The sequence below is a fragment of the Peptoniphilus hominis (ex Hitch et al. 2025) genome (genome assembly GCF_040096015.1).
GTDB classification, from domain to species: domain Bacteria; phylum Bacillota; class Clostridia; order Tissierellales; family Peptoniphilaceae; genus Peptoniphilus_A; species Peptoniphilus_A hominis.
Genome location: NZ_JBBMFO010000051.1, coordinates 1 through 3,796, shown reverse-complemented (window position 1 = coordinate 3,796; position 3,796 = coordinate 1). Strand labels below are relative to the sequence as shown.

Annotated in this window: 4 protein-coding genes; 3 read left to right on the top strand and 1 reads right to left on the bottom strand. The window is 30.3% G+C overall.

Annotation, left to right across the window (positions count from 1 at the left end):
• Nucleotides 1-47: 47 nt before the first annotated feature.
• Entirely contained in the window at nt 48-2,063 is a 2,016-nt protein-coding gene (locus tag WMO19_RS09515; RefSeq protein WP_349171618.1) for an S-layer homology domain-containing protein, read from the bottom strand.
• Between the two features lie 209 nt (nt 2,064-2,272).
• Here WMO19_RS09515 and WMO19_RS09510 point away from each other — a divergent pair, with 209 nt between their 5' ends.
• Genes WMO19_RS09510 through WMO19_RS09500 form a run of 3 tightly spaced genes read left to right on the top strand, consistent with a single transcriptional unit; the run spans nt 2,273 to nt 3,686 of the window.
• Complete coding sequence (locus WMO19_RS09510) at nt 2,273-3,085, top strand: precorrin-2 dehydrogenase/sirohydrochlorin ferrochelatase family protein (protein ID WP_349171616.1); 813 nt, start codon at nt 2,273-2,275, stop codon at nt 3,083-3,085.
• A 9-nt stretch (nt 3,086-3,094) separates the two neighbouring features.
• Complete coding sequence (locus WMO19_RS09505) at nt 3,095-3,382, top strand: DUF1637 domain-containing protein (protein WP_349171614.1); 288 nt, start codon at nt 3,095-3,097, stop codon at nt 3,380-3,382.
• Entirely contained in the window at nt 3,375-3,686 is a 312-nt protein-coding gene (locus tag WMO19_RS09500; protein ID WP_349171612.1) for a CC/Se motif family (seleno)protein, read from the top strand. The genes WMO19_RS09505 and WMO19_RS09500 overlap by 8 nt, the downstream gene beginning before the upstream one ends.
• The last annotated feature ends 110 nt before the right edge of the window (nt 3,687-3,796 follow it).

Below are 3,796 nucleotides of genomic sequence, written 5' to 3'. Positions count from 1 at the left end.
AATGCGTATAAGTGCAATTTTTTTATATAAAAATATCTGTTAGAGATTTACTCCCCAACAGATATTATAGAGCCATTATAATATCTATTACTATCTAAAAAATAAGTGTAATCTTTAAAATCGCTCTTTCTAGTAGTTCTATTTGCGTAATTTAAATATTCTCGAGGATTTCCAAGGTATCTATTATTTGAATCTGAGATTATTTCCCCATCATAATTTAAATAGCCATCAAAGGATAGAACATCATATAGGTTGAGCTTTTGACTAGTTTGGAAATAAAGCGTCTTCCCTGGTTTTAATTTATCATTATCTGATTGAATAACTCTAATTCCAATCTTGTAGACACTATAATTATATCCAACATCTAGATTGCTTACAACTTGGAACATTCCACTGAATTGTAAACTTGAATCAATTACTGTAATTGTTTCAACTTCATTATAATTATTAAAGGATAAATTTACGCTCTTACCTCTAAGGTAACTTTCAGTTACTTGTGATAACCCATAACCCCTAAAATCTTTTATTTCAAATCTATTAGCAAGATAATATTTTTTAGTATATCCATCCCTAGTTTTTATATCAATGTAACGGTTTCTATTTGAGAAAGATGATTCATCTCCGCTATATCCAACAACTTCACCTGTTACATTGTCGTCTTTATTATAATTAGATGCAAGACCAATCACTACTTTATAATTTACGTAAAGATTTACATCGTCATTTAAAGTAATTTTGTCTATATCTTTAGTTTCACTTGTAATATAAAGTTCGTAATCCTTGTTGTCCTTTAGTCTAATTTTTAATCCAGCCTTATCCTTATTTGAAGTATCAATAGAAATAATTCTTCCTTTAATTTGAGCTTCCTTAGGATAAATTGTCATTTCAGTAATATTATTGTCTGCATTTGTCTTAAATTCTACTAAGTCATCAATTTTTATGTCATCTAGCTTTAAATCTTTTCCATAAGCCTTAATTTTTGCATTCGAATCAATTTTAAAAGTCTTAGTGTCAGAAGTTGAAATTTTTGAAGTTGTTCTAAAGTTCAATGTATCTGAATAATCTCTATATCTAAGAGTAATTTCATTTGTTCCCTTAGAATTTACATATCCAACCATGTCAAGCATTGCATTTGTAACAGTGATTGTCTTTGCTGTGCCTTCTCTGTCAACAGAGTTGCTCTTAATATATTCTATTTCTACTTCTTGGCCAGCTCTAATGTCTTCAAGCTTGATGTCTTTATCTTTTAACTTATATTTTGTGTTGTTGTCAAGGTCAAAGGAATATTTTTGTTTATCTGCTTCAATGATAATTACATTGACGTTGTTAAGCTTAGAAGAAAGAATTACAGTTCCCTTTTTCTTTTCAACTTTTGAGCTTACTGTGTTTCTAGATGCGTAATCATAGGAAGCCTTGGTGATTATTGCAGTTTCTGCACGTGTAATAGGTCTATCTCCTTCAAATTTTCCATCAGATCCAGTTGATGTGAAGATGCCTGCTTCTATAAGAGAAGCTAAGTATCCTCTCAAGCTGTCGCTCATAGTGTTTTGATCTTTATGTCTCAAAAGTGTAGTGTTGCCATTTGCATTTAAGTTAAGAGCTCTGGCAAAGAAAATAGCAATATCGCTTCTGCTTGGGTATTCTCTGCCATCAATTTTAAAGAATCCTCTTTCATAAGCTTTCTTTAATGCACTTTCATTTAAGTAACCTCTGTGAAGAGCTAAGCAAACTGCTTCTTCAGCCCAAGAATTTACACCATTGTCCTTGGCAGTTTTTGAATATTTTTCTTTAGCAGTTTTTACTTCATCAGCACTTGGATTTAGAACTTGTTTAATGAGTTGTAGTAGTTCTTCAAGTGAAACTGAATCTCCTGGCTTAAATTCTCCATTTGGATGTCCACTAATAACACCCTTGTCGCTTAATACATCAATTGCATTGTAAGCCCAAGCATATTTATTGTCTTTTTTGACATCCTTAAATTCTTTTGCAAAAGTTGCGCTTGGTACTAACATAATTGTTGCAAGACCAAGAACAGCTGTTCTTTTTAAATTATTAGATTTCATTATAAAACCTCCATATTCTATAGCCTGTTTAGTTTATTATAACACATAATATACCCATTATATTTTAGAAATATTAAAATTTTATTAAATTAGTAGTGAAAAGTTATAATAAATGTAATAATTTGCTTAAAATGTCCTAATATTTGGTATAATTAAGCTAAGCTTACATATTATTGTAAATAAATTTAATTTTATAAAGGAGTGATATTATGCGTTACCTACCAGTGAGTCTTGACACCTTTGAGAAAAAGATTTTAATTTTAGGTGGAGGCTACCTTGCCCTATCTGCACTTAAAACGGTAATAGATACTGAGGCAGAAATATATATGATTGCAGACAGCTTTACTAAAGACATAGTAAAAAAATCTGAAGAATCTGATGGCAAAATTAAATTAAAGGAACATCAAATCGAAAAAGATTTTAAGTTTATGGGCTTTGACTATGTGCTCATTGCCACAGAGGACTTCGAGCTCAATGAAGCCCTGGAAAAAAGAGCCCACGGAAGAAATATGATTTACCAAAGATTTGACATCTTTTCAAAATCACTTATGTCTATAAATAAATCTGTTGAAAGGGGACCACTTACTTTTTCACTAAATTCTTCAAGGCTCAATCCAACTATTACAGATATAATTTTTGAAGATTTAAAAGAATTCTCTCAAAAATATAATTTGGAAAAATTAAATATTTTAAGCGAAATTAGGTCTGAACTTGTTCGCAAAAATTCACAAAACATTGACGAAATTATCAGCAAGCTCTATGAATCTGAAACTATAAATCTTTCAACTTTCTTAGAAGAGATGCCTGAATATAAAATTGAGGATTTAAAATCTTCTGAAGATTTACTTAATCACATTGAAAAGGGCAGCGAAATAAACCTAGAAAGAGAAAGCAGCTTGGAAGACGATCAAATCATCAAAAAGAATTTAGATGATGCAAAAAACTTTTCAAGAGACAAGGATCTTGATAGAAGTGATTTAAATTTGGAAAGTTTTCACGATTTAGATAAATTTAAGAAATGAGGTAATAAAATGATTGGTTATGTAGGAAGTATGCCTGGAAAAGTTTTTAGTGAAAAGGAATTTACTCTAGTGAAAAAAGTTTTAGCCTCTGGCGAATCTATTGACAAGCACAATCACCCTGGCTTTACTGTACTTGTAACTATTGTTAAGGGTAAAATTAAAGTTATATTAAATGATGAAGAAGACAGAGAGTTTGAACCAGGTAAGGTCCTTAAATTCGACGGTGAAAATTATATTGCCATTGAAGCTATTAAGCCAAGCGAATTTTTTGTAACTCTCATAAAAAAGGATGAGTAATTTGAGAATTAAAATTACAGATGATGCTCTTAATTTTTTATCTGATAAAAAGGCAAGAGAAATTACTGTTGACTTAATTACATCAAAACAATGTTGTGGAAGTGGTCTTCCCACTTCTGACACCTATATTGGTAGCCCAAGAAGAAGAGAAAGAGATCACAATGTTTTTGAAGAAGAGGGTCTTAAAATAAATATTGACAAGTCCCTAGAGTTTCAAGACGACTTATGCACTATAGACTTAGTAAATCTAATCTTTACAAAATCTCTTGTGTCAAATTTTTTGGACTACAAAAAAATAATTTAAATTTTATCTGCTGATTATTTCAGCAGATTTTTTAGGCTCTATAATATCTGTTGGGGAGTAAATCTCTAACAGATATTTTTATATAAAAAAATTGCACTTATACGCATTTA

Bases quoted from the DNA above. Each gene is read 5' to 3' on its own strand.
- WMO19_RS09505 (WP_349171614.1), top strand. From the start codon at position 3,095: ATGATTGGTTATGTAGGAAGTATGCCTGGAAAAGTTTTTAGTGAAAAG.
- WMO19_RS09500 (WP_349171612.1), top strand. From the start codon at position 3,375: ATGAGTAATTTGAGAATTAAAATTACAGATGATGCTCTTAATTTTTTA.
- WMO19_RS09510 (WP_349171616.1), top strand. From the start codon at position 2,273: ATGCGTTACCTACCAGTGAGTCTTGACACCTTTGAGAAAAAGATTTTA.
- WMO19_RS09515 (WP_349171618.1), bottom strand. From the start codon at position 2,063: ATGAAATCTAATAATTTAAAAAGAACAGCTGTTCTTGGTCTTGCAACA.